The sequence below is a fragment of the Nonomuraea sp. NPDC049758 genome (assembly GCF_040674635.1).
Lineage (GTDB): Bacteria > Actinomycetota > Actinomycetes > Streptosporangiales > Streptosporangiaceae > Nonomuraea.
In genome coordinates, this window is sequence record NZ_JBFAMZ010000005.1 from 249019 (window position 1) to 274090 (window position 25072).

General features: G+C 72.7%; 21 protein-coding genes. All 21 read right to left on the reverse strand.

The window, feature by feature from the left end:
* Nucleotides 1-97: 97 nt before the first annotated feature.
* The 21 genes from rpe to pyrR all read right to left on the reverse strand — a co-directional run bounded on the left by rpe (nt 98) and on the right by pyrR (nt 24860).
* The gene (gene rpe / locus AB0J46_RS15440) at nt 98-751 is read right to left on the reverse strand and encodes a ribulose-phosphate 3-epimerase (protein WP_352353174.1); all 654 of its coding nucleotides are present in this window, start codon (nt 749-751) and stop codon (nt 98-100) included.
* 205 nt (nt 752-956) lie between these two features.
* Nucleotides 957-2456 carry a transcription antitermination factor NusB gene (locus AB0J46_RS15445; RefSeq protein WP_364331515.1) on the reverse strand — a complete coding sequence of 500 codons (1500 nt, stop codon included), beginning with the start codon at nt 2454-2456 and terminating at the stop codon, nt 957-959.
* Nucleotides 2443-3372 (reverse strand): methionyl-tRNA formyltransferase, encoded by a 930-nt coding sequence (gene fmt / locus AB0J46_RS15450; protein ID WP_358293993.1) that lies wholly within the window; start codon nt 3370-3372, stop codon nt 2443-2445. The genes AB0J46_RS15445 and fmt overlap by 14 nt, the downstream gene beginning before the upstream one ends.
* A gap of 2 nt (nt 3373-3374) precedes the next feature.
* Nucleotides 3375-3923: a peptide deformylase gene (gene def / locus AB0J46_RS15455; RefSeq protein WP_364331519.1), complete on the reverse strand. Its 549-nt coding sequence runs from the start codon at nt 3921-3923 to the stop codon at nt 3375-3377.
* Between the two features lie 38 nt (nt 3924-3961).
* Nucleotides 3962-5308, reverse strand: a complete 1347-nt coding sequence (locus AB0J46_RS15460; protein WP_364331522.1) for a hypothetical protein — start codon at nt 5306-5308, stop codon at nt 3962-3964.
* 37 nt (nt 5309-5345) lie between these two features.
* On the reverse strand, nt 5346-6815 hold the full coding sequence (locus AB0J46_RS15465; RefSeq protein ID WP_364331525.1) for a hypothetical protein: 1470 nt from the start codon (nt 6813-6815) through the stop codon (nt 5346-5348).
* Nucleotides 6816-6864: 49 nt separating this feature from the next.
* Nucleotides 6865-9588, reverse strand: coding sequence for a primosomal protein N' (locus AB0J46_RS15470; protein ID WP_364331528.1), 2724 nt, complete (start codon nt 9586-9588; stop codon nt 6865-6867).
* Between the two features lie 561 nt (nt 9589-10149).
* Nucleotides 10150-11337 carry a methionine adenosyltransferase gene (gene metK / locus AB0J46_RS15475; protein ID WP_352322591.1) on the reverse strand — a complete coding sequence of 396 codons (1188 nt, stop codon included), beginning with the start codon at nt 11335-11337 and terminating at the stop codon, nt 10150-10152.
* Between the two features lie 151 nt (nt 11338-11488).
* Entirely contained in the window at nt 11489-11812 is a 324-nt protein-coding gene (locus AB0J46_RS15480; RefSeq protein WP_352322592.1) for a hypothetical protein, read from the reverse strand.
* Nucleotides 11813-11939: 127 nt separating this feature from the next.
* Nucleotides 11940-13133 carry a bifunctional phosphopantothenoylcysteine decarboxylase/phosphopantothenate--cysteine ligase CoaBC gene (gene coaBC / locus AB0J46_RS15485; RefSeq protein ID WP_352353182.1) on the reverse strand — a complete coding sequence of 398 codons (1194 nt, stop codon included), beginning with the start codon at nt 13131-13133 and terminating at the stop codon, nt 11940-11942.
* 8 nt (nt 13134-13141) lie between these two features.
* Complete coding sequence (rpoZ, locus tag AB0J46_RS15490) at nt 13142-13411, reverse strand: DNA-directed RNA polymerase subunit omega (protein ID WP_043638590.1); 270 nt, start codon at nt 13409-13411, stop codon at nt 13142-13144.
* 5 nt (nt 13412-13416) lie between these two features.
* The gene (gmk, locus tag AB0J46_RS15495) at nt 13417-14004 is read right to left on the reverse strand and encodes a guanylate kinase (RefSeq protein ID WP_358294299.1); all 588 of its coding nucleotides are present in this window, start codon (nt 14002-14004) and stop codon (nt 13417-13419) included.
* A gap of 121 nt (nt 14005-14125) precedes the next feature.
* The gene (gene mihF / locus AB0J46_RS15500) at nt 14126-14449 is read right to left on the reverse strand and encodes an integration host factor, actinobacterial type (protein WP_020541698.1); all 324 of its coding nucleotides are present in this window, start codon (nt 14447-14449) and stop codon (nt 14126-14128) included.
* Between the two features lie 731 nt (nt 14450-15180).
* Nucleotides 15181-15879: an orotidine-5'-phosphate decarboxylase gene (pyrF, locus tag AB0J46_RS15505; protein ID WP_358294005.1), complete on the reverse strand. Its 699-nt coding sequence runs from the start codon at nt 15877-15879 to the stop codon at nt 15181-15183.
* Nucleotides 15876-16853: a dihydroorotate dehydrogenase gene (locus AB0J46_RS15510; RefSeq protein WP_352353184.1), complete on the reverse strand. Its 978-nt coding sequence runs from the start codon at nt 16851-16853 to the stop codon at nt 15876-15878. Before AB0J46_RS15510 ends, pyrF begins: the two co-directional genes overlap by 4 nt.
* Entirely contained in the window at nt 16843-17694 is an 852-nt protein-coding gene (locus tag AB0J46_RS15515; RefSeq protein WP_364331534.1) for a dihydroorotate dehydrogenase electron transfer subunit, read from the reverse strand. The genes AB0J46_RS15510 and AB0J46_RS15515 overlap by 11 nt, the downstream gene beginning before the upstream one ends.
* A gap of 37 nt (nt 17695-17731) precedes the next feature.
* The gene (gene carB / locus AB0J46_RS15520; protein ID WP_352322597.1) at nt 17732-21019 is read right to left on the reverse strand and encodes a carbamoyl-phosphate synthase large subunit; all 3288 of its coding nucleotides are present in this window, start codon (nt 21017-21019) and stop codon (nt 17732-17734) included.
* On the reverse strand, nt 21006-22112 hold the full coding sequence (carA, locus tag AB0J46_RS15525; RefSeq protein WP_364331538.1) for a glutamine-hydrolyzing carbamoyl-phosphate synthase small subunit: 1107 nt from the start codon (nt 22110-22112) through the stop codon (nt 21006-21008). The genes carB and carA overlap by 14 nt, the downstream gene beginning before the upstream one ends.
* A complete protein-coding gene (locus AB0J46_RS15530) occupies nt 22109-23404 on the reverse strand; it encodes a dihydroorotase (RefSeq protein WP_364331541.1) in 1296 nt (431 codons plus the stop codon). Before AB0J46_RS15530 ends, carA begins: the two co-directional genes overlap by 4 nt.
* Complete coding sequence (locus AB0J46_RS15535) at nt 23401-24318, reverse strand: aspartate carbamoyltransferase catalytic subunit (protein ID WP_352353188.1); 918 nt, start codon at nt 24316-24318, stop codon at nt 23401-23403. The genes AB0J46_RS15530 and AB0J46_RS15535 overlap by 4 nt, the downstream gene beginning before the upstream one ends.
* Nucleotides 24315-24860, reverse strand: a complete 546-nt coding sequence (gene pyrR / locus AB0J46_RS15540; RefSeq protein WP_364331544.1) for a bifunctional pyr operon transcriptional regulator/uracil phosphoribosyltransferase PyrR — start codon at nt 24858-24860, stop codon at nt 24315-24317. The genes AB0J46_RS15535 and pyrR overlap by 4 nt, the downstream gene beginning before the upstream one ends.
* Nucleotides 24861-25072 lie beyond the last annotated feature (212 nt).

Sequence of the window (25072 nt, forward strand, 5' to 3'; positions counted from 1 at the left end):
GTGGCGGGAACGGTCGGCGAGTACCCGGGAACGTCAGGCGAGTGCCGGGGAACGTCAGGCGAGTGCCGGGGAACGTCAGGCGAGTGCCGGAGGACGGTCAGCGGGTGGCGGCGGCGCGGAGGGCGTCGATGGCGGCCACCGGGTCGGCGGCCCCGTAGACGGCGCTGCCGGCCACGAACACGTCGGCGCCCGCCTCCGCGCAGCGCTCGATCGTCTCGGCCGTCACACCCCCGTCGACCTGCAGCCAGACCGACCCGCCGTGCCGCTCGATCATCGCCCGCGCCGCCCGCACCTTCGGCAGCACCATGTCGAGGAACTTCTGCCCCCCGAACCCGGGCTCGACCGTCATCAGCAGCAGCATGTCGATCTCACCGAACAGCCCCTCGAACGGCTCCACCGCCGTGGCCGGGTTGAGCGCGAGCCCCGCCCTGGCGCCGAGCGACCGGATCTCGCGCAACGTCCGCACCGGCGCCTTGGACGCCTCCGCGTGGATGGTCACGCTGCCCGCCCCGGCCTCGGCGTACTGGGGGGCCCAGCGGTCGGGGTCGGCGATCATGAGGTGGCAGTCGAGGGGCGTCTGGGTGGCTTTGCGCAGGGACTCCACCACGGGCAGCCCGAGGGTGAGATTGGGCACGAAGTGGTAGTCCATGACATCCACGTGCAGCCAGTCGGCGTTCGGCACGGCGGCGGCCTCGTCGGCCAGCCGCGCGAAGTCGGCGGCGAGGATGCTGGGCGAGATCTGTACGGCCATGATGCGCCAGTCTATTGAACCGCCCGCTCCCCCTCGACGCCCCCTCCCATCACGCCAACCCGGCCACCACGCGGGCAAGGGACGGGAGAGGAGCTGCCGGGCGCCCAACGCGTGGACGCCCGGCACGCGGGAGTCCAGCACGCGCGCGCCCGGCACGCAAACGCTCACCGCAGACGCCCAGCCAGCAGGCGAGGGGCGGGCGGGGTCAGGGGCGTTTGCGGAGGAGGGCCAGGAACATGGCGTCGGTGCCATGGCGGTGGGGCCAGAACTGGGCGTGCGGGCCGTCACCGAGCCCGTCGACCTCCGGCAGGTAGTCGCGCGCGTCGAGCTGCTCCACGTCACCCCTGCGGCCCATGACGTCGCCGACCACGACGCGCGTCTCGGCCAGGTGCGGCGAGCAGGTCACGTACGCCACCACCCCACCCGGGCGCACAGCGTCGAGGGCGGTGCCGAGCAGCCGCCGCTGCAACGCGCCCAGCTCGGCGATGCTGGCCGGGTCGCGCCGCCACCGGGCCTCCGGACGCCGCCGCAACGCGCCCAGCCCCGTGCAGGGGGCGTCGAGCATGACCCGGTCGAACACCCCGGGCCGCCAGGCGGGTTCGGTGCCGTCGGCGGTGACGACCGAGGCGGTCCTGGTGGTCTGCCAGACCAGCCGCGCCCGGTGGTACTGCACGTCGGCGGCCAGCACCCGCGCCCCACCGGGGAACGCCACAGGGCTGCCGCTCACCGCACCGCCACCGCCCGCCGCACCGCCGTCGCCCGGACGGCGCTCGCCGTCGAGGCCCGCGAGGTCGCCGTACGTGGCGACGGCGTCGAGCAGGCCCGCCTTGCCGCCCGGCCCGGCGCACATGTCGAGCCAGAGCTCGTCCTCGCCGTCGAGCGGCACGCGGGTCAGGGCGAGCGCCACAAGCTGGCTGGCTTCGTCCTGGACGGCCGCGCGGGTCTCGGCCACGGCCTCGATCTGTCCGGGGTCGCCCTCGCGCAGGTAGGCCGCGTACGGCGAGTAACGGCCGGGATCAGCGCCGGACTCGGCCAGCTCGGCCACCGAGCTGCGCCCGGGCCGGGCGACCAGCGTCACCAGCGGCCGGACGTTGTCGGCGTCGAGCAGGTCGGCCAGCTCCCCGCCGCCGCCCAGCGCGTCGCGGAAGGCCGAGACGATCCATCGGGGATGCCCGTAGGCGACGGCCAGATGGCCGACCGGGTCCTGGTCGGAGTCGGGCGCGACGATGGGGATCCAGTCCTCCAGCTCGCGCGACCCGATCTTGCGCAGCACCGCGTTGACGAACTTGGCCGCGCCCTGGCCGATGCGCAGGCGTACGAGATCGACGGTGGTGCCGACGGCGGCGTGCGGCGGGACGCGCATGCGCAGGAGCTGGTGGGCCCCCAGCCGCAGGGCGTCGCGCACGGCCGGGTCGGGCGCCCGGTCGCTGCACATCTCGATGATCGCGTCGTAGGTGCCGAGGCCGCGCAGCGTGCCGTAGGCCAGCTCGGTGGCCAGCGCCGCGTCGCGCCCCCGGATGTCGCGCTCGCGCAGCAGCCGCGGCAGGAGCAGGTTGGCGTAGGCGTCGCGCTCGTCGACGGCCCGCAGGAGGTCGAAGGCCGCGTTACGGGCGTGGTCGCGGGCGGGGCGGCGCGGACGGTTCCCTCCGCGGGGCTTGGTGCCCGTGGAGCCGGCCGGCGACCGGCGGGGTTCACGCGAAGGCATCGTCACTCGCAAGCCGGACGCCGCGCGCCCACTCGACCGCCCCCATCGCCCGCTTGCCCTGCGGCTGCACCTCGCCCAGCTCGACCGGGTCGGTGGCGGTGCCGACGAGCACGTGGCTCTTCGTGGCCAGGATCCGGCCGGGCGCGAGCCGGTCGGCCTGGACGGCGACCTTGGCCGGGCCGAGCTTCACCCGCTGGCCCCTGAACTCGCTCCACGCCCCCGGGCCGGGGGTGCAGGCGCGGATCAGGCGGTCGACCCGCATGGCGGGCTTGGACCAGTCGACCCGCGCGTCGGCGACGTTGATCTTGGGCGCGATCGTCACGCCGTCGAGCGGCTGGGGACGGGCCTCCAGCGCGCCGTCCTCGACGCCGTCGAGCGTGGCGGCCAGCAGGCCGGCGCCGGAGACCGACAGGCGTTCGAGGAGGGAGCCGCTGGTGTCGTGGGTCAGGATCTCCTCGGTGACGACCCCGTAGACCGGGCCCGCGTCGAGCTCCTTGACGATCTGGAACGTCGTGGCGCCGGTGATCTCGTCGCCGTGCAGCACCGCGTGCTGGACGGGCGCCGCGCCGCGCCAGGCGGGCAGGACCGAGAAGTGCAGGTTGATCCAGCCGTGGCGGGGCACGTCGAGGGCCGACTGCGGCAACAGCGCGCCGTAGGCCACCACCGGGCAGCAGTCGGGCTCCAGCGCGCGCAGCGTGTCGAGGAAGGCGGGGTCGCCGACCTTGGCCGGGCGCAGCACCTCGATGCCGGCCTCCTCCGCGAGCTCGGCCACCGGCGAGGGGTGGACCTTGCGCCCCCGCCCTGACTGGGCGTCGGGACGGGTGATGACGGCCACGACCTCGTGCCGCGGCGAGTCGATCAGCATGCGCAGCGACGGCAGCGCCGTCTCGGGTGTGCCCGCGAAGACCAGCCGCATCGTCAGAGCGCCCTTCCGCCGGTGGCGTGCGGCGACATCTTGATCACGGGGGCGGACAGGCCGCTCCACTCGGCCTCGCGGATCGCCTTCATGGCCTGCTTGCGCTGCTTGGGGTCCATGCGGTCGATGAACAGGATGCCGTCGAGGTGGTCGGTCTCGTGCTGGAAGCAGCGGGCCATCAGGTCGGTGCCCTCCAGCGTGACCGGCTCGCCGTGCATGTCGAAGCCCTTGGCCACGGCGCGGACGGCGCGCGGCGTCGGGTAGGACAGGCCGGGGAAGGACAGGCAGCCCTCCTCGCCCTCCTCGTCGAGGTCGGCCGACAGGTCGAGGTCGGGGTTGATGAGGTGGCCGAGCTGGTCGTCGACGTAGTAGGTGAACACCCGCAGGCCGACGCCGATCTGCGGGGCCGCCAGGCCCGCGCCCGGGGCGTCCATCATCGTGTCGGTGAGGTCCTTGACCAGCTTGCGGAGCTCCTTGTCGAAGTCGACGACCGGGGCCGCCGGGGTGCGCAGCACCGGATCTCCGAACAGCCGGATCGACTGGATCGCCAAGGGGCTCACTCCTGTTCTCGAACGTGGATCAGCCCAGTTTACCGGCGGTGGGCCGGCGGCCGGTCGTGGCGCAGGGAGCGGGCCTTCATCGCGGCCTTGCGCGCCGCCTTGGCCACCGCCCGGTCGTCGTGGGAGCCGGCGAGCATGTCGAGCACGGCCAGCGTGTCGGGGTGGCCGACCGCGGGCATCTCGCCGACGAGCTTGATCAGGTCCTCGCCCGGCTCGGGCATGTCGAGGCGGCCCGCGGCCGGTCCGGACAGGTGCATGAGCGCGGCGAGGTTGTCGACCGCGATCCAGGTGTGGTCCTCGGGGCTGAGCGGCGGGGCCTCCAGGTCGCGGATGTGCAGCCAGGAGGCGGCGTAGCGGCGGGTGAGCGGGTGGTCGAGCGCCTGCCGCACGGGCTGCTCGGCCTCGGGACCCAGCTCCTCCAGGATCGCGCCGACCGCGCCGCGCTGCCCGGCGGTGCCGGAGGCGGCGATCTCGATCAGCTCGCGGGCGGCCGCCTCGGGGGGCCGCCGCTCCAGCCAGCCCGCCACGGCGCTCTGCGTGGCGGTGCCCTTCACCAGCGCCTCGACCAGCTCGGCGGCCGACAGGTCGGCGAAGACCTGCACCTCGGCGGCGGTGGGCGCGTCGTGGCCCTCGCGCAGCAGGTCGCGCCGGACGGCCCAGACCCCGAGCGGGGTGAGCGCCGTGCGCCCGGCCTCGGTCTGCTCCACCAGGCCGCAGTACGTCAGCAGCGAGACCGCCTCCAGCAGCTCGGCCGGCAGCGCGGCGGCCAGCCTGCGCATCTCGACCGGGCCGGGCGCGCAGGCGACCTCGTGCGACTGCAGGATGCCCCTGGCCAGGTTGCCCACGGCGACGCCGGAGCGCACCGAGTAGATCGTGGCCAGCATCTCGGCCAGGTGGTCGTCGACCACGGAGGAGCCGGTCAGGCCCTCGTCGGCGCGGTCGAGGACGTCCATCACCACGCCGTCCCAGAACTCCAGCGTGGCCTCGACCGTGAGCTGCATCGACAGCGGGCCGCGGGAGGCCCGGCCGCCGAGGATGCGCAGCAGGCCGGTGTTGACCGCGACGATCCAGATGAGCCGCAGCCGGGACTCCTGGAGTCCCAGCTCTTCCGCGGCGGCCCTGGCATCGGACTCGCCGAGCATGCCGTCGGCGCCCACCTCGCGGCTGCCCGTCCAGGCGGTCAGGCGGATGGCGTCGGCGACGAGCGGCACCGCGGGCACCGCGCGGGCCAGCTCGGCGTCACTCGCCAGCAGGACCGGCGGGAAGGTCAGCGCCTCGTGCTCCACGGAGGTCTCCTCAGGTGGCCGTGGAGGCACGGCGGCCTGCTCATCGATCAGCTTGCGCAGCTCGGCGAGGTCGAAGACATTGTTTGCCACCCAGGAAACTTACTGCACAGCAGTCACAAGGACGTACTCAACGGATGGCCCGGGAGCGCGCCTTGAACGCCGCCTTGCGCGCCGCCTTGGCCACCGTGTCGTCGGGGATGGAGCGTCCGAGCAGCTCCAGAACCTCGACGACGTCGGGGTGGTCGACCCGCCACATCTCCTCGATCAGATGGGCCGGCGGACCGGACGCCGCCATGTTCTCGGCGAAGATCTCCGGATCCTCCCGCGCGGCGGGCATCGCCAGAGCGAGCATGTCGACGCTGACCCAGAGCAGTTCGTCCTGGGTGAGCGGCGGCGCGCCCAGACCACGTGCGGCCAGCCAGTGTATGACGTGCGGGCGCAACTCCTGGTCGTCGAGGTGGTCGCGCACCTGTGGCTCGGCCTCGGCGCCCAGCCGGTCGACGATGGTGATCGCGATGCCGCGGGCCACGGCGGGCGCGCCGGAGGCGGCGGTCAGCAGCTCGGCCGCGGCCTCGCCCGGCGCGCGGCCGGACAGCCAGCGGGAGATGTCCTGCTCGGCCAGCTCGGCGGGCAGCCCTTCGAGCAGCCCCTCGATGAGGCCGCGCGCGTCGGCCTCGCCCAGGTCGGGGGCGACCGGGGCGTCGAGGCCGAGCGAGAGGTAGTGCTCGCGCAGCCCCCAGACCGCCAGGGGCGTCAGCTCGGCCGCCGCGCCGTCGAGGCGGACCATGCCCCACCCGGCCAGCCGGTCGAGCGCCCCGGCCACGTCGATGCCGCCCTCGCCCGAGACCTCCTCCAGGTAGTCGGCGACGACCTGGAGCGGCACCGGCGCCTGGAGTCGGTAGAGCATGTCGAACAGGTCGTAGAGGCCCTCGTCGAGCTCGGCGTGGCCGGTGATCTCGCCGCCGGTGTCGTCCTCCAGGAGCCGGGATACGGTCTCGGCCCAGGCGTCCAGCGGCTCGCCGTCGCCCGGTGGGGGGCCGCCGGCCAGCTTCGGAACGGTCCGCAGCGCCTCGGTCAGCTCCTCCTCCGAGGCCAGCCGGACGGCGGGCAGCGGCGTGCAGCCCGGACAGTCGCACGGCGCCTCGCCCAGGTCGGGCAGCTCCCCGGACGGGATCGGCACCGCCTGTTCGAGCGATTCGGGCCCGATCGAGCTGAACAGGCTCTTGGCCATGCCGAAGTTGGCCGGGTCGGCCAGCGCCTCGGGCATGCGGGGGCCGATGTCGTCGAGCCGGGCCCGCATGCCGGCCACGGTGGCCGGGCTGGCGTGGCCGGCCTCGCTGAGGTAGTCCACCAGCGTGCGGGCGGCCGCCACGGTCTCGGGCGCGCTCTCGGGCGGCGCGATGACCTTGCGCGGGTAGATGGACAGCAGCAGCTCGTCGAAGGTCTCCGGCGTGAAGTCGCGCAGTTCGTTGACGTTGAGATAGTCGCTGGCGTAGTCGCAGAGCAGGCGGACCTCGTCCGCGTCCACTTCGACTTCCCGCGCGCGCCCCCATGCGCGCAGGTCGTCGATGGCCTGGTTCACCCATTCGATCGACACAGGGGCACGCTAACGGCTGACCAACAGATGAGCGAATCGGGGAAACGGTCTAAATCAGGTCGAGTGGGTCGACACTCACCCTCACGACATCTGGCGTCTTACGCGCCGCACGTACCCCACTGGCCCCCTTGAGCGCGGCCGACAACGCCGCCCCGCCGCCGCGCCGCACCCGGATCATGGCCCGTTCCAGGCCCGACTCGTCGACCGGGACCGGGCCCAGCACCTGGGCGTCCGGCGGGAGACGCACCTCGTCGAGCATCTGCCGGACGGCGCTCGCCGAACCCGTCAGCGTCGCCATCCGCACGGCGGGCGGGAACCCGAGCTCGGCCCGGTCGCCCAGTTCGCGCTCGGCGTGCGTGATCGGGTCCCACCGCAGCAGCGCCTGCACGGACGGCAGCCCGGCGTCCCCGAGCACCACCAGCTCGGCGGACGGCCGCAGCAGCGCGGCGGCGTTCATCCACCGGCGCAGCGTCTCCTCCCCCGCCCGCAGGTCGGCCCGGCCGAGCAGCGCCCATCCGTCGAGCAGCACGGCGGCCGCGTAGCCGCCCTCGGCCACCGGCTCGGCGCCGGGCGTGGCGACCACGAGGGCGCGCGCGGCGGGCACGCCGGCCAGCACGCCGTCGCGACCCGAGGTGCGCACCTGCACCGACGGGAAGGCCCGCCCCAGCTCTTCGGCGGTGCGCCGGGCGCCGGTGACGACCGCCCGCAACCGCGGGCTGCCGCAGGACGGGCACCGCCAGTCGGCGTCCACCCGGCCGCACCAGCGGCAGTAGGGGGCGGCGTGCCCGGCCCTGAGCGCGAGCGGCCCGTGGCACAGCGACTCGCCGCTCCCGTGGCCTTCCGGCGTCCCGCCCGTCGCGTCCGTGAGGGTGGTCAGAGCTCCGGCGTCCGGCTCCGCCTCGCCGAGAGCCGCCGTCTGCCGGCCGCCGGGGACCGGCGCGGCCAGGTGCGGGGCGATCCTGGTGGGCGGCAGGACGCAGCGCGCCGGGGCGCGGCAGTGTCGGCAGGCCAGCGCCGGCAGGTAACCGCGCCTGGGCACCTGGACCAGCACCGGCCCGCTCTCCAGCCCCTGGCGCAGCGCCCGCCAGGCCAGGCTGGGCAGCCTCGCCTGCCGGGCCGCCTGGTCCTTGGCCAGCTCGGCGTCCTCGCCGGCGGGACGCACCCGCGGGGCCAGGCTCCTGATCGTGGTGCGGGCGGCCACGATCGGCCTGGCCCAGCGCGCGGCGATGAGCTGGGTGGCCTCGGCCGTACGCGCGTAGCCGCCGATCAGCATGGCCGCGCCCGTCCGGTGGGCGCGCAGGCCGAGGACCTCCCTGGCGTGGGGGTAGGGGGCCAGGCGTTCGGCGTGCAGGTCGTCGCCGTCGTCCCAGATGGCCACCAGGCCGAGCTCCGCGACGGGGGCGAACATGGCGGCCCTGGTGCCCACGACGGCGCGCACCTGGCCTCTGAGGACCTTCAGCCATCGCCTGTACCGCTCTGCGGGTCCGAGGTCGGCCGTGAGGGCCACATGCCTGCCGGGGCCGAGCAGCCGCTCGAACTCGGCGTCCGCCAGCGCGACGTCCTTGCCGTCGGGCACCACGAGGACCGCTCCCCGTCCGCCGTCGAGGATGGCCAGCACCGCCTCCGCCATGGCTCCGGCCCATCCCGTGGCGCCGGGCAGCGCGGACCACACGGCGCGGGGGGCGCGGCCGTGGCGCAGGGCGTCCAGGAAGGAGGGGCCGGTCGGGTAGGCGTCCCAGGCGCTCTTGCGGCCCTCTGCCGGCCGTTCGGGGGCGTCCGTCGCGTTCACGTGCTCCGGACGGGCCGCCGCCCGTCCGCGTGCGGGGGCCTCCGCAGGCCGGGCCGCGACCCGGCGCGGGGCGCCGTCCTGTTCGGCCCGCCCGTCCATCGCGGCCGCCGGTGCCAGCCCCCGTCCCGAGAAGGACGAGCCCTCCACGTCTCGCGCTCCCCCGATCGCGGCAGGCGCACCCGAGGCGACCTGTGCGACCGCGACGGCGGCAGATTCGCTCCCGGTGGCCAGGACGATGTCGGGAACCCCGCTCCCGGCAGCTCGGGCCGCGGCAGGAGCCCCAGGCCCAGCCGCCTGGGCCGCGACGGGAGATGCGCTCGCGGCGGCTCGGGCCACGGCGGGGGAAGCGCTCTGCGCCGCCTCGCCGGAGGAGGCGTCCGCCGGGGCCAGATCGGCGGCGGACGGCTCGGCGAGGGACGGGTCGGCGGAGGCGGCGGACGAGTCGGCGGGAGACGGGTCAGCGGCGGACCGGTCAGCGGCGGGCGATTCGGCGGGGGGCGGGTCTGCGGGAGGCGGGTCGGCGGGGGGCGGGTCGGCGGCAGGCGGGACCTCCGCCTCGGCCTTGGCGTGGCGCGGTGGAACGGCCAGGCGCAGCACGTCGGTGAGGGTGCCCGCGTAACGGTCGGCCACCGCGCGGGCCAGACCGGCGATCTCCGGCGTGAGCACCTGCTCGGGCGAGACCACCCGTTCGAGCGGCGTCAGCTTGCCCTCATGGTCGCTCTCGTCCACCCGCTCCAGCAGGAACGCGTCGATCAGCTTGCCCGCGAACCGCACCCGCACCCGCACCCCCGGCTGGGCCGCCTCATGCAGGGCGGCGGGCACCAGGTAGTCGAAGGGCCGGTCGAGGTGCGGCAGCGGACTGTCCACGACCACCCGCGCGACGGGCCGCTCGGGCGCCGGGACCACCGCCCCCTTGGTGTCCTTGGACGACGCAGGAGGCCGCACGGCGTCGAGCGGCAGGAGGGCGTCGTCGGAGTGGGTCACGCACTAACGTCTACCAGACCCCGCGCCCCGCCATCCCCACACCACCGGCGCAGCCCTCGCCGGCCACCCGCTCCCCCACCAGCCCGAACAGCACAAGGGAAGCACACAGGACGCGACAAGCACGCAGCCCCGCGCCCACCGCCAGACCCGACCGGAAACGGCCTCACAAAGACGGACAAGCCCGCCCGCACCAAAGCAACGAGGCCGCCACCAGAAGCCGCCTCACCGCGCCCCACACCGAGCACGGCCGACGAGCACGGCGACGAGCCGTCGACGCTCAACGACCGCCGACCGCCGACGCCCAGGAAACCAACCCGAGATCGTCACCGAACCGCAGACGCGGCAGAAGAGAACGTCAGCCCAGCAGTCACCCGCGAGCCCGCAGCCCCAAGAGATCAGCAGTCACCACCGAGCCTGCCACCCCTCAAGAGATCAGCAGCCTGCCGCCCTCAAGAGACCAGGCGAACGCCCGCACCGAACCACCCCAGCCGACGACAAGTGCCGCACCCAACCCTCAAAGGGCCGAATGCGGCACCTGCACGAAACCAGAAACCGAGTAGGTCAGAGACCGGCAGCCGTCCGAAGGGCCTCGGCGCGGTCGGTGGACTCCCAGGAGAAGCCCTCACGGCCGAAGTGCCCGTAGGCGGCGGTCTCGGAGTAGATCGGGCGCAGCAGGTCGAGGTCGCGGATGATCGCGGCCGGACGCAGGTCGAAGACGCGCAGCACGGCGGCCTGGATCTGCTCCACCGGCAGCTTCTCGGTGCCGAAGCACTCCACGAACAGACCCACCGGCTGCGCCTTGCCGATCGCGTACGCGACCTGCACCTCGCACCGGTCGGCCAGCCCGGCAGCGACGACGTTCTTGGCCACCCAGCGCATCGCGTAAGCCGCCGAGCGGTCGACCTTGGACGGGTCCTTGCCCGAGAACGCGCCACCGCCGTGGCGGGCCATGCCGCCGTAGGTGTCGATGATGATCTTGCGGCCGGTCAGGCCGGCGTCGCCCATCGGGCCGCCGATCTCGAAGCGGCCGGTCGGGTTGACCAGCAGCCGGTAGCCCTCGGTCTCGATCTCCAGACCGTCGAGCACGGGGTCGACCACGTGCTCCTTGATGTCGGGGGCGAGCATCTCCTTGAGGTCGATCTCGGCCGCGTGCTGGGTGGAGACGACCACGGTGTCGAGGCGGACGGGCTTGTCGCCGTCGTACTCGATGGTGACCTGGGTCTTGCCGTCGGGGCGCAGGTAGGGAACCTTGCCGGTCTTGCGGACCTCGGACAGGCGCTGGGCGAGCCGGTGCGCGAGCGTGATCGGCAGCGGCATGAGCTCCGGCGTCTCGCGGCAGGCGTAGCCGAACATCAGGCCCTGGTCGCCGGCGCCCTGGCGGTCGAGCTCGTCGGCGTCGCCGCCCACGCGGTGCTCGTAGGCGTCGTCGACACCCTGGGCGATGTCGGGCGACTGCGCGCCGATGGACACCGACACGCCGCAGGAGGCGCCGTCGAAGCCCTTGTGGGAAGCGTCGTAGCCGATCTCCAGGATCTTCTCCCGGATGACGCCGGGGATGTCGACGTAGGTCTCGGTCGTGACCTCGCCTGCGACATGGACCTGGCCGGTAGTGATCAGCGTCTCGACGGCGACCCGGCTCTTGGGGTCGTCCTTGAGCATGGCGTCGAGAATCGCGTCACTGATCTGGTCGGCGATCTTGTCCGGGTGGCCTTCGGTGACCGACTCGGAGGTGAACAGGCGACGTGACAACTCAGTGGCTCCTCATGCAGCGGCTGCTGACGGATGTTGGGCCCGGGACGGAAGAACACGCCAGGGCCTCGCCGAAGTCTAGCCCCACCCGGCGCCCGGTCGCGAAACCGTCCCGTGTCCGTGTCCGGTCACGTGTCCGGCATGTGTCCGGTCACAGGTCGGGAAGGGGATCCGGCGGCAGCGTCTCGGGCGCGAAGACCTCGGCGTCGGCGGCGGACACCACCGCCGCGTACTCCTCGTCGAACTCGAACACGGTGTTGCCGAGCTCGATGAACGGGCCGGGCAGGATCGGGCCGAGCCTGGTGTGCCGCGGGTACGTGGCGAACACCGCGACCGGCCGGTCGCTCCTGAGGGTCCTGGTGGTGAGCACCGAGACGGACGAATCGGTGACGACGATGAGGAAGTGGCCCGTTCCCGTCGGCCCCACGGACAACGCGGGGAAGACGTAACGGATACCTCCCTGGTCTTCCAGCAATCTCCTGCAACGTTCCCTGACAGCGGAACCCACCGGCATTCCGTCCCCCTTTGCCCCCAAGTATCGGTAGGCGTCCGGGGTGCCGCAACTGGCGATCAGGTAATCGTTCTTGCGCGAAAAACGCGCGTCAGGACAGACGGGGGGCGACCAGGTCCCAGACGGCGTCGGCGACGTCGTCCTTGGGGCCGCGCGGCACCTCGACCGGCTCGCCGCCGGCGACGAGGACGGTGGCGGCGTTGTCGGGCGTGCCGAACGCCAGCCCCTCCCCCACCTGGTTGACGACCAGCAGGTCGCAGCCCTTCCTGGCCAGCTTGGCCTGCCCGTTGGCGAGCACGTCGTCGGTCTCGGCCGCGAACCCGACGATCACCCGCGGACCGGCGCCGCCCTCGCGCCGCAGCCGGCCCAGCTCGGCCAGGATGTCGGGGTTCTTCGTCAGGTGGATGGGGTCGGGCTCGCCGTCGGTCTTCTTGATCTTCGTCTCGTGCCGGGACGCCGGGCGGAAGTCGGCCACCGCGGCCGCCATGACGACGGCGTCGGCCTTCTCGGTGGCGGCCAGCACCGCCTCGCGCAGCTCGGCCGTGGACCCCACCCGCACCACGGCGGCCCCCGCGGGATCGGGGAGGGCGACGTTGGCCGCCACTAGGGTCACCTCGGCGCCGCGCGCGACCGCCGTGCGGGCCAGGGCGTACCCCTGGAGGCCGGACGAGCGGTTGCCGATGTAGCGGACCGGGTCGATCGCCTCGCGGGTGCCTCCGGCGGAGATCACCACCTTGCGCCCGGCCAGGTCGCGCGGCCTGCCGCGCAGCACACGCAGGCAGACCTGGAAGATCTCGGCGGGGTCGGGCAGGCGGCCGGGGCCGGTGTCGGCGCCGGTGAGGCGCCCCACGGCCGGGTCGATGACGACGGCCCCGCGCTCGCGCAGGGTCGCGACGTTGGCGCGGGTGGCCGGATGTTGCCACATCTCGGTGTGCATGGCCGGGGCGAACACGACCGGGCAGCGCGCCGTCAGCAGCGTGTTGGTCAGCAGGTCGTCGGCGAGCCCGTGGGCCGCCTTGGCCAGGGTGTTGGCGGTCGCCGGCGCCACCACGACGAGATCGGCGCGCTGGCCGATGCGGACGTGGGGCACCTCGTGAACGTCGTCCCAGACGTCGGCGGTCACGGGGTTGCCCGACAGGGCGGCCCACGTGGGCTCGCCCACGAAACGCAGGACCTCGCGGGTCGGCACGACCCGCACCTCGTGACCTGACTCGGTGAACAGCCGCAGCAGCTCACATGCCTTGTACGCGGCGATGCCGCCGCTGACGCCGAGGACGACCTTCATCGAAGGGGTCAGACCGCGCCTTCGATGGGCTCGGCGTTGAGCAGGCCCTCGGAGACCTCGCGCAGCGCGATGGACAGCGGCTTCTCCTGAGCATGCGTCTCGACCAGCGGCCCGACGTATTCCAGCAGGCCCTCGCCGAGCTGGGAGTAGTAGGCGTTGATCTGGCGGGCGCGCTTGGCGCCCATGATCACCAGGGAGTACTTGCTGTCGACGATGTCGAGCAGCGCGTCGATCGGCGGGTTGGTGATGCCCTCCGCGGCCGGGGTGGTGCCTGCCACGATTGTCAGACCTCTCGGTTGATGGTGGTGGTGACCCCCTGAGGGTCAGTCATCAAGGCTATCAGCCGGTGGCACACTTCTTGGACACTCGTGTTCACCAGCGTGAGGTCGAACTCCGATTCGGCCGCCATCTCGACCCGCCCGGCCTTGAGCCGGCGCTCGATGACGTCCTCCGGCTCGGTGCCGCGGCCGCGCAGCCGCTTCTCCAGCTCCTCCCACGTCGGGGGGGCCAGGAAGACCAGCAGGGCGTCGGGCATGGTGGTGCGCACCTGCCTGGCGCCTTCCAGGTCGATCTCCAGGACGGTCGGCACGCCCTGGGCGAGCTTGTCCAGCACCGGTTCGCGCGGGGTGCCGTAGCGGTTGCCCGCGAACTCGGCCCACTCCAGCAGCTCGCCGGCCTCGACGAGCCGGTCGAACTCCTCGCCGTCGACGAAGAAGTAGTGGACCCCGTTGACCTCGCCGGGACGGGGCCTCCTGGTGGTCACCGAGACCGACAGCCACACCTCGGGGTGTGCCCGCCGGAGCTCGGCGACGACCGTGGACTTGCCGACGCCCGACGGCCCTGACAGGACCGTCAGACGCCTCCTGCTCAGGGGGAGGAAGCCGACCTTCGCTCCCGATCCGACTGCCTCGTGGGCCCTTGCTTCGCCGGACCAGGACCTGTCGGTCACTTCCTACCCCCCGTTGAACCTGCGCTTTCTTGTGGAACAGAGATTAGCTCTCGTTGCCACCGAACTCGCGCTCGAGGGAAGCCCTCTGGTTCGCGCCGAGACCCCGCACGCGGCGGGACTCGGCGATGGCAAGCCGCTCCATGAGCTGCTTGGCGCGGACCTTGCCCACGCCGGGGAGCGATTCCAACAGGGCCGACACCTTCATCTTGCCGATGACGTCGTCGGTCTGCCCATCCTTGAGCACCTCAGCCAGAGAAACCGCGCCATGCTTGAGCCGGTTCTTGACCTCGGCACGCTCTTTACGGGCCTTGGCAGCCTTCTCAAGGGCTGCGGCGCGCTGCTCAGGGGTCAGGGGAGGAAGAGCCACGCCGGGTCACCTCGAATTTCTGTCGATGTACTCGGACGGGAAGGGAAACTAGCTGGTCATCGCCCCCTAAGCAACGTCAAGAGCGGTTTCTCTCCTCACAAAATCCACTTCATCACTGTCCGTGAGCGTAAAATTACACACTGCTGATCAAATCGCCCTCACTTCCCGCTTCGCGCGTCCGCTCCGGACGGCGTCCCGGAACAGGGCGAAGATCGCCCGCGCAGCACCGGCCGATGTCCGAAACCAGGGCCGGACCAGGACCGAAACCAGAATCGGGAAGGGTGCGCGAACGCCCGGCGGATGCATTACGATCTTGTGAAGCGAGGGCTGCGCGAACGGTCCGGCGACACCTGCCGCCATGCCCCGCGCCCGCACGGAGAACACCCCTCCGCGCACGCGAAGACCGTGCCCCCGCCTCCTGCGGACAAGCACACCTCGCGGCATGCCACAAGCGCGCCTCCGCCCACACGGAGAACCGCGCGCGTCGGAAGCACACCTCCGCCCACACGGACAAGCACACCTCCGCGCACGCAAAGGCAGCGTCCCCGCCTGCGCGGAGAGGCTCACCTCCGCGTGCCACGGAGAGCCCTGCCCTGCCTCGCGCGGCCACGCCCGAGCCGGAAGCCGACGCGGGGGCCGGAGGCGGGTGCCCGAGGCCGGACCCGCGCGAGCCGGGAGTCGGCACGGCGGGCCGAAGGCTGGCGCCCGGGGCGGGTGCCCCGGGCGGGGGTTCAGGAGGCGGTTGTGCGGCGGAGTGAGGCGGCGATGGCGGCGGCGGCCGCTCCCGGGTCCGCCGCGCCCGTGATCGGACGCCCGATGACCAGCAGGTCGGCGCCGTCGGCCAGCGCCTGCTCGGGCGTCGCCACGCGCACCTGGTCCTGGACGTCGGCCCCCTGGGGGCGCACGCCCGGCGTGATGAGGGTGATGCCGGGCCCCACCTCGGCCCGCACCGCCGCGACCTCGTTGGGCGAGCACACCAGCGCCGTGGCCCCGGCCTCGACCGACAGGGCGGCCAGGCGGCGCACGGCCTCGTCGGCCGGTCCGGCCAGGCCCATGCGGTCGAGGTCGGACTCGTCCAGCGAGGTGAGGATCGTCACAGCGGCGATCTTGGTCTGCGGGGCGGCCTCGACCGCGGCCCGGATCATGGCGGCCCCGCCGGCCGCGTGCACGGTCAGGATGGCCGGACGCAGGCGGGCGACGGCCTTGGCGGCGCCCGCGACGGTGTTGGGGATGTCGTGCAGCTTGAGGTCGAGGAAGATCTGGACGCCGCTGGCGCCGCGCACGGAGGCGATCACGTCGGGGCCGTAGCGCAGGTACAGCTCCAGGCCCACCTTGATGGTGCTGACGTGCGGCGTCACCAGGCTCGCCCACCTGGCGGCGGTCTCCAGGTCGGGGGCGTCGAGGGCGACGGCGATGGGTGCGGGCGTCAAGGGGAGCTCTCCTCGGAGTCGACTAGAAGGTGCCGGGGAGCGCTCCCCGGCGGCCGGTGGGCCAGGCCGACGGCGTCGGCGAGGCGTTGGAAGCCGCGTGCCCGCAGCAGGTCCTCCAGCTCGCGCTCGATGCGCAGGCACGCGTAGGGGTCGTGGAACAGCGCGGTGCCCACCCCGACCAGGCAGGCGCCCGCCAGGATGAGCTGGAAGGCGTCCCTGCCGGTCATCACGCCGCCCATGCCGATCAGCGGCACCCCGGGCAGGGCCGCGTGCACCTGCCACACGCACCGGACGGCCAGGGGCAGGATGGCGGGCCCAGACAGCCCTCCGGTGACGGCGGCCAGCGACGGGCGCAGCGCCTCGGTGTCGATGGCCATGCCGAGCGGGTTGTTGATCATGGACAGGGCGTCCGCCCCGGCGTCCACGCAGGCGCGCGCGACCGAGACGATGTCCGCCACGTCGGGCGCGAGCTTGGCCACCACGGGGACGTCGTAGCGCATGATGGAGCGCACCGAGGCGATCACCTCGGCCGCGGCGCTGCCCTCGCGCGCGAAGACACGCCCTCGGTCCTCCATGTTCGGGCAAGAAAGGTTGACCTCCAGCGCGGTCACCCCGGGCGCGTCGGCGAGCCTGCGGGCCAGCTCGGAGTACTCGGCGACGGTGCCGCCGCCGATCGAGACGATGGTCTTGATGCCGCGCTGGGCCAGCCAGGGCAGCTCGCGCTCCAGGAACGCCTCGATGCCCGGCCCCTGGAGCCCGACGGCGTTGAGCATGCCGGAGGGCGTCTCGGCCATGCGCGGGGTCGGCCGGCCCGCCCGGGGGGCCATGGTGATGGACCGGGTGGTCAGCGCGCCGAGCCGGTGGAGGTCGAAGAACTGGGCGAGCTCGCGTCCGGAGCCCGCGCAGCCGGCGGCCGTGGTGACGGGGTTCGCCAGCTCGACGTGCGCCAGAAACGTACGCATATCAACTGACATGTCGTGCACCGCCTCCGGGGGCGCCGAGCGCGTCGAACGGGATCGTTCCCACGTCCTCGAAGCGCACCCGCTCCCCCCGGAACACCGGTCCCTCCGCGCACGCGCGGACCATCCTGGTCACGCCGTCGTCGCCGATGACGGGGATGACGCACGTCATGCACACCCCGATGCCGCAGGCCATCTGCTCCTCGACGGCCACCTGCACGGGGATGTCGAACTCCATCGCCACCGCCGTGACCGCCCGCAGCGCCGGCATGGGCGCGCAGGCGTAGACGGCGTCGGCCCGGGTGTCGGCGATCACCGAGGGCAGCGCGTCGGTGACCTTGCCGCGCAGGCCGAGCGAGCCGTCCTCGGTGGTCAGGGTCGTCGTCTCGGCGATGCGGCGGGCCCGCATGGCGCCGAAGACGCGGTCGGCCCCGGCGCCGCCGAGCACGAAGTCGACCCGGCAGCCGCGCGCCAGCAGCGCGTCGGCCAGCGGGAACAGCACGGCCGAGCCGTACTCGGCGCCGACCAGCACGCAGTTGACCGGGTCGCGCGGCAGCGGGAAGGGCCGGCCGAGCGGCCCGACCAGGTCGAGCGTGTCACGGGCGCGCCGCTCGGCCAGCCAGGACGTGCCCGGCCCGGCGGCGGTGAAGACGAGCTCGACCGTGCCGCCGTAATCGGACTTGACGTCATGGATGGACAGCGCGCGGCGCGTCACCATCGACGTGTGGGCCCCGCCGACCGCCACGGAGACGAAGTGGCCGGGGCGGTAACGCTCGGCGATGCCGGGCGCCACCACCGTCAGCGCATGGTAGGCGTCGACCCGGCGCGTCGTCAGCACCGTGCCCGTCACCTGCACAGGTGTGCCGGCCAGTCGTCTTCACCTCCCGCGCGGGTCAGCCGCGTAGTGCCTGTGCGTGCTCCTGGAGTGACCGCACGCCGACGTCGCCGCGGACGATCGCCTGGATCCCGGCCGCCGCCGCGGCCAGCCCCGCGACGGTGGTGATGCACGGGATGCCGCGCAGCACCGCCGCGGTGCGGATCTCGTAGCCGTCCAGGCGCGGCCCGGACTGACCGGGGCTGCCGAACGGCGTGTTGACGATCAGGTCCACCTCGCCGTCGAGAATCGCCTGCACGCTCGTAGGCTCACCTCCGGGCCCGGTCCCCTCGCTGTGCTTTCGCACGATCTTGGCATGGACACCGTTGCGGCGCAGCACCTCGGCCGTGCCCTCGGTGGCGAGGATCTCGAAGCCGAGGTCGGCCAGTGCCTTCACAGGGAAGATCATCGCACGCTTGTCCCTGTTGGCCACGGACACGAACGCGCGTCCCTTGGTCGGAAGTTCGCCGTAGGCCCCGGCCTGGGACTTGGCGAACGCCACGCCGAAGAACGCGTCGATGCCCATGACCTCGCCCGTGGAGCGCATCTCGGGCCCGAGCACGGTGTCGACGCCCCGGAAGCGGTTGAAGGGCAGCACGGCCTCCTTGACCGCGATGGACGCCTCCAGCGGCAGCGTGCCGCCGTCGCCGGTGGCCGGCAGCATGCCCTCCGCGCGCAGCGAGGCGATCGAGGAGCCGAGCATCACCCGGGCCGCCGCCTTGGCCAGCGGCGTGGCCGTCGCCTTGGACACGAACGGCACGGTACGGCTGGCCCGCGGGTTGGCCTCCAGGACGTACAGGACGCCGGCCGACATGGCGTACTGGACGTTCAGGAGCCCGCGCACGCCCACCCCGGCCGCGATGGCCTCGGTGGCGGCGCGGATGCGCTTGACGTCGTGGCTGCCGAGCGTGAGCGGCGGCAGGGCGCAGGCCGAGTCGCCGGAGTGGATGCCGGCCTCCTCGATGTGCTCCATGACGCCGCCGAGGAACAGCTCCTGGCCGTCGTAGAGCGCGTCGACGTCGATCTCGATGGCCTCGTCGAGGAACTTGTCCACCAGGACCGGGTGGCCGCCCTCCTGGGCCGCCATGTACGTCGTCAGCGTCTCGTCGTCGTAGACGATGGCCATGCCGGCCCCGCCGAGCACGTACGAGGGCCGGACGAGCACCGGGTAGCCGATCTCCCCGGCGATCTCCAGCGCCTCGGGCACCGTCAGCGCGGTGCCGTGCTTGGGCGCGGGCAGCCCGGCCTCGGCCAGCACCCGCCCGAACGCGCCGCGCTCCTCGGCCAGGTGGATCGACTCGGGCGAGGTGCCGACCACGGGCACGCCCGCGTCCTTCAGCGCCTGCGCCAGGCCGAGCGGCGTCTGGCCGCCGAGCTGCACGATCACGCCCACGACCGGGCCGGTCTGCTGCTCGGCGTGCACGACCTCCAGGACGTCCTCCAGCGTGAGCGGCTCGAAGTAGAGCCGGTCGGAGGTGTCGTAGTCGGTCGAGACGGTCTCGGGGTTGCAGTTGACCATGACGGTCTCGAACCCGGCCCGCGACAGCTCGAAGGAGGCGTGCACGCACGCGTAGTCGAACTCGATGCCCTGCCCGATGCGGTTGGGCCCGGAGCCGAGGATGATGACCTTCTCCCGCTCGCCGGAGGGGACCTCGGTCTCCTCGTCGTAGGTGGAGTACAGGTACGGCGTCCTGGCGGCGAACTCGGCGGCGCAGGTGTCGACGGTGTTGTAGACCGGCCGCACGCCGAGCGCGTGGCGCAGGCCGCGCACGTGGGCCTCCTCCACGCCGCGGATCTCGGCGATCTGCGCGTCGGAGAAGCCGTGGTGCTTGGCGCGGGTCAGCGCGGCGGCGGTGAGCTCGGGCGCGGCGGCGATCTCCTGGGCCTCCTCCTCCAGCAGGAGGAGCTGGTCGAGGAACCAGGGGTCGACGCTGGTGGCCTCGAACAGCTCGGCCGCGGTCGCGCCCGCGCGCACGGCCTGCTGCATCGTGCGCAGCCGCCCGTCGTGCGGGGTGCGGCAGGCCGCCAGCAGCTCGTCCTTGTCCTGGACGGGACCCGCCCAGGTGAAGGCGGAGTCCTTCTTCTCCAGCGAGCGCAGCGCCTTCTGCAGCGCCTCGGTGAAGGAGCGGCCGATGGCCATGGCCTCGCCGACGGACTTCATGTGCGTGGTCAGCGTGCGGTCGGCCCCGCGGAACTTCTCGAAGGCGAAGCGCGGCACCTTGACCACGATGTAGTCGAGGGTCGGCTCGAAGGAGGCCGGGGTCTCCTTGGTGATGTCGTTGGGGATCTCGTCGAGGGTGTAGCCGATGGCCAGCTTGGCGGCGATCTTGGCGATCGGGAAGCCGGTGGCCTTGGAGGCCAGGGCGCTGGAGCGGGAGACGCGCGGGTTCATCTCGATGACGATCATGCGCCCGGTGCGCGGGTCGACGGCGAACTGGATGTTGCAGCCGCCGGTGTCCACGCCGACCTCGCGGATGACCGCGATGGCCACGTCGCGCATGTTCTGGTACTCGCGGTCGGTCAGGGTCAGCGCGGGCGCGACGGTGACGCTGTCGCCCGTGTGCACGCCCATCGGGTCGATGTTCTCGATGGAGCACACGATGACGACGTTGTCCGCCTTGTCACGCATGACCTCCAGCTCGTACTCCTTCCAGCCGAGGATGGACTCCTCCAGGAGCACCTCGGTGGTCGGCGAGGCGTCGAGGCCGGCGCCGGCGATGCGGCGCAGGTCGTCCTCGCCGTAGGCGAAGCCGGAGCCGACGCCGCCCATGGTGAAGCTGGGCCGTACGACCAGCGGGTAGCCCAGCTCGCCGGCGGCGGCCAGGCAGTCCTCCATGGTGTGGCAGATGACCGATTTGGCGGACTCGGCGTTCAGCCCGTGCTCGCGGGCGACCTTGGCGACGATCTCCTTGAACTTCTCGCGGTTCTCGCCCGCCTGGATCGCGTCGAAGTCGGCGCCGATCAGCTCGACCTCGTACTTCTCCAGCACGCCCGACTCGTGCAGCGCGACCGCGGTGTTCAGCGCGGTCTGGCCGCCCAGGGTGGGCAGCAGCGCGTCGGGGCGCTCCTTGGCGATGATCTTCTCGACGTACTCGGGGGTGATCGGCTCGACGTACGTGGCGTCGGCGAACTCGGGGTCCGTCATGATCGTGGCCGGGTTGCTGTTGACCAGGATGACGCGGAAGCCCTCGGCCCGCAGCACGCGGCAGGCCTGCGTGCCCGAGTAGTCGAACTCGCACGCCTGGCCGATCACGATCGGGCCGGAGCCGATCACCAGGACCGACCGGATGTCCTCACGCTTGGGCACGGCTCATGACCTCACAGAACTCGTCGAAGAGATAAGCGGCGTCGTGCGGCCCCGCAGCGGCCTCGGGGTGGTACTGGACGCTGAAGGCGCGCCCGTCGAGCAGGCGCAGGCCCTCCACGCACCGGTCGTTGAGGTTGACGTGGCTGACCTCGGCCGGGCCGTAGGGCGTCTCGAACGGCTCGCCGATCGGCGCCTCGACGGCGAACCCGTGGTTGTGGGCCGAGATCTCGACCTTGCCGGTGCGCACGTCCTGGACCGGCTGGTTGACGCCGCGGTGGCCGTAGCGCAGCTTGTACGTGGACAGCCCGAGCGCCCGGCCGAACAGCTGGTTGCCGAAGCAGATGCCGAAGAACGGCACCCTGGCCGCCAGGACGCTGCGCAGCGCCGACACGTCGGCGGTGGCGGGGTCGCCGGGGCCGTTGGAGAAGAACACGCCGTCGGGCTCGACCGCCATGATCTGCTCGTACGTGGCCGTGGCGGGCAGCACGTGCACCTCGCAGCCGCGCTCGGCCATGCGGTGCGGGGTCATGCCCTTGATGCCGAGGTCGACGGCGGCGACCGTGAAGCGCCTGTCGCCCACGGCGGGCACGACGTAGGGCTCGGCCGTGGCCACCTCGGCGGCCAGGTCGGCGCCCTCCATGGCGGGCGCGCGCCGCACCCGCTCGACGAGCTCCTCCACCGTCGCGGAGGGGGCCGAGAAGATGCCGGCCCGCATCGCGCCGCGCTCGCGCAGGTGGCGGGTCAGGGCGCGGGTGCCGGTGATGGCGATGCCGACGACGCCCTGCTGCTTGAGGTAGTCGTCGAGCGAGCGGTCGGCCCGCCAGTTGGAGACGATCCTGGACGGCTCGCGCACGACGTACCCGGCGACCCAGACGCGGCCCGACTCGGGGTCTTCGTCGTTGACGCCGGTGTTGCCGATGTGCGGGGCCGTCATGGCGACGATCTGCCGGTGGTAGGAGGGGTCGGTGAGGGTCTCCTGGTAGCCGGTCATGCCGGTGTTGAAGACCATCTCGCCGAACGTCTCGCCTTCGGCGCCGTAAGAAGTTCCGTGGAAGACGCGGCCGTCTTCCAGGACGAGCACCGCGGTGTTCAAACCAGCTTCCCTTCGAGAACGGTCGGCGTGCCGCGCAGGAACGTGGCGACCACCCGGCCGGGCAACGTCATCCCCTCGTACGGGGTGTTCCTGCTCTTGGAGGCGTACGCGGAGGGGTCCACCTCGGTGCGGGCCGACGGGTCGTACAGCGTGATGTTGGCCGGCTCGCCCGGCTCCAGCGGACGGCCGTGGCCGGACAGGCGGCCGATGCGGGCGGGGGTGATCGACATACGCTCGGCGACCCCGGCCCAGTCGAGCAGCCCGGTCTCGACCATGGCCTCCTGGACGACGCTCAGCGCGGTCTCCAGGCCGATCATGCCCATGGCCGCGGCCGGCCACTCGGTCTCCTTGTCCTCGACCGGGTGCGGGGCGTGGTCGGTGGCGACGACGTCGATCGTGCCGTCGGCCAGCGCGGCGCGCAGCGCCTGGACGTCGGCGTGCGTGCGCAGCGGCGGGTTGACCTTGTAGATCGGGTTGTAGGCGCCGACCGGGGACTCCTCGACGAGGTCGTCGGTGAGGAGCAGGTGGTGAGGGGTGACCTCGGCGGTGATGTTCCAGCCCTTGGACTTGGCCCAGCGGATGATCTCGACCGAGCCGGCGGTGGAGACGTGGCAGACGTGCAGGCGGGAGCCGACGTGCGCGGCCAGCAGGCAGTCGCGGGCGATGACCGCCTCCTCGGCCACCGCCGGCCAGCCGGTCAGGCCGAGCCGGCCGGAGACGACGCCCTCGTTCATCTGGGCGCCCTCGGTGAGCCTGGGCTCCTGGGCGTGCTGGGCGACGACGCCGTCGAACGCCTTGACGTACTCCAGGGCGCGGCGCATCAGCACGGCGTCGCTGACGCACTTGCCGTCGTCGGAGAAGACCCGGACCCGGGCCGCGGAGTCGGCCATCGCGCCGAGCTCGGCGAGCTGCCTGCCCTCCAGGCCGACGGTCACCGCGCCGACCGGCTGCACGTCGCAGTGGCCGAACTCGCGGCCGAGCCGCCACACCTGCTCGACCACGCCGGCGGTGTCGGCGACGGGCGAGGTGTTGGCCATGGCGTGCACGGCGGTGTAGCCGCCGCGGGCCGCGGACTGGGTGCCGGTCTGGACGGTCTCGGCGTCCTCGCGGCCGGGCTCGCGCAGGTGGGTGTGCAGGTCGACCAGGCCGGGCAGCGCGATCGCGCCGCCGCCGTCGACGGTCTCGCCGCCGGGGCCGGCGTCGAGGCCGGCGCCGATCTCGGCGATGCGCCCGTCGGCGATCCGGAGGTCCACCGGCTCCCCGCCGAGGATCCGCACGTTCTTGATGATCACTGGATCTCTCCCCCGAGCAGCAGGTACAGGACGGCCATGCGGATGGTCACGCCGTTGGCGACCTGCTCCACGATGGTGGAGCGCGGTGAGTCGGCCACCTCGGCGGCGATCTCCATGCCCCGGTTCATCGGCCCGGGGTGCATGACGATGGCCTCGTCCGGCATCTTGGCGAAGCGGTCGCGGTCGAGGCCGTAGCGGCGGGAGTACTCGCGCTCGCTGGGGAAGTAGGCGGCGTTCATCCGCTCCTTCTGCACCCGCAGCATCATGACCGCGTCGGACTTGGGCAGCACGGCGTCGAAGTCGTAGGACACCTCGCACGGCCAGGTGCCGACCGAGACGGGCAGCAGCGTGGGCGGCGCGACGAGGGTGACCTCGGCCCCGAGCGTGTTGAGCAGCAGCACGTTGGAGCGGGCGACCCGGCTGTGCAGCACGTCGCCGACGATGGTGACCCGGCGGCCGTCGAGCCCGCCGAGGCGGCGGCGCATCGAGAAGGCGTCGAGCAGCGCCTGCGTGGGGTGCTCGTGGGTGCCGTCGCCGGCGTTGACGACGCTGCCGCGCACCCAGCCGGCCAGCCGGTGCGGCGCGCCGGAGGAACCGTGGCGGATGACGACGGCGTCGGCGCCCATGGCCTCCAGGGTGAGCGCGGTGTCCTTGAGCGACTCGCCCTTGGACACGCTCGACCCCTTGGCCGAGAAGTTGATGACGTCGGCCGAGAGCCGCTTGGCCGCCGCCTCGAAGGAGATCCTGGTGCGGGTGGAGTCCTCGAAGAACAGGTTGACCACCGTGCGGCCGCGCAGCGTGGGCAGCTTCTTGATGGATCGTTCCGAGACCCTGGCCAGCTCCTCGGCGGTGTCGAGGATGAGCAGCGCGTCGTCCTTGGTCAGGTCGCCCGCCGAGATGAGGTGCCGGTTCACCTGTCGTCCTCCTTCATGAGCAGGACGGCGTCGCGGTCGTCGATCTCGGAGAGGTAGACCTTGACCTTCTCGCTCTTGGCGGTGGGCAGGTTCTTGCCCACGTAGTCGGCCCGGATGGGCAGCTCCCGATGGCCGCGGTCGACCAGCGTGGCGAGCTGCACGGCGGTCGGGCGGCCGAGGTCGTTGAGCGCGTCGAGCGCGGCGCGGACGGTGCGGCCGGAGTAGAGCACGTCGTCGACGAGGACGACCACCTTGCCGTCGATGCCGTCGGGCGGCAGCTCGGTGCGACCGAGCGGGCGGACGGGGCCGCGGCGCAGGTCGTCGCGGTACATGGTGATGTCGATCGAGCCGACGGGGATCTTGAGCCCTTCGAACTGCTCGACGCGGTCGCCGAGCCGGCGGGCGAGCGTGGCGCCGCGGGTGGGGATGCCGAGGAGGACTACGTCACCGGCGCCCTTGGTGCGTTCGAGGATCTCGTGCGCGATTCGGGTCAGCGCCCGGTGGATGTCCGGGCCTTCGAGCACGGCCCTGGAATCGGACATGGAGGGATCTCACCACCTTTCCCGCCTCACGGGACGGGTCTTAAAAGGGTGTTGGTCGGGACACACAGTACCAGGGGCTACCTGGTACAACGTGAGCGCCCCGCCCTGTCGTCCGGGTGTGGCGGGCGTCCCGGCCGGCCGTTCGCCCCGGCCGGCCCGGCGAATTTGGCAATTACCGACATACAGGTATAAAACCTGCTCTAAGTCTTCTC